This window comes from Alcanivorax sp. HI0044 (genome assembly GCF_001634945.1).
The window spans coordinates 1-705 of sequence record NZ_LWEZ01000766.1 but is presented as its reverse complement, the minus strand read 5'-3'; the positions used below and the strand labels follow the sequence as shown (position 1 = coordinate 705).

1 protein-coding gene and 1 pseudogene are annotated in these 705 nt (G+C 48.5%); one reads left to right on the top strand and one right to left on the bottom strand.

The genetic code is table 11. From position 1 onward, the window contains the following. A pseudogene (pgi, locus tag A3730_RS09155) lies at positions 1 to 307 on the top strand (glucose-6-phosphate isomerase); the annotation flags it as partial. On the opposite strand, the gene A3730_RS09150 reads toward pgi, so the two are convergent. Further along, on the bottom strand, positions 304 to 705 hold a 402-nt coding region (locus A3730_RS09150; protein WP_197477393.1), incomplete at its 5' end, for a DegT/DnrJ/EryC1/StrS family aminotransferase. The pseudogene pgi and the gene A3730_RS09150 sit on opposite strands and share 4 nt — an antisense overlap.

Genomic DNA, 705 nt, shown 5'->3' with positions numbered 1-705 from the left:
CGAAAAGTTTCAAAGGCAAATAAACAGCCGACATGAGACCTGCAACAAACTCTGTTACGCCACTGCCAAGCAGTTTGCGTTCGAGGATACGCGGGAACAATCGAGCCGCCGCATACCTGGGACGCCTTCAACCATCATAGCGCTCGACAATATCGACCCAGAATCACTGGGTGCACTCATTGCCCTCTACGAGCATAGAACCTTTGTTCAGTCAGTATTGTGGAAGGTTGACCCTTTCAATCAAAAAGCGGTCGATCGGGACAAGATGATGAGCAGCCGCGTCTATAACGAAATCACACACGATTAAAAACGCTTGATCAATTCGATCAGGCTCTCTATCACGTACGCTTGCTCCGCTTCGTCTAACGCATAGTGGATAGGCAGCCTGAGCAACCCATTACTGACCTTTATCGTATGCTTATGATCACCACTCACCCTACCAAATTTCCGTCCTCCCGGAGAAAGGTGTAATGGTTCATAGTGAGTCTGAGCCATGATGCCAAGGCCTAAAAGTTGGCTTAGGAGCTTATCCCGGAGAGCTTTGTTATCACACCGTAGATAAAATAGGTGCCCATTGTGCTGACAGCCTTCTGGAACGGCAGGAAGATAGATTCCATGACTAAAGCACACACCTTCTAACTCTTGAAAATAGCGCTCCCAGAGCATTACTCGGCGCCTGTTGACCTTCTCAGCCTGACTTAACTG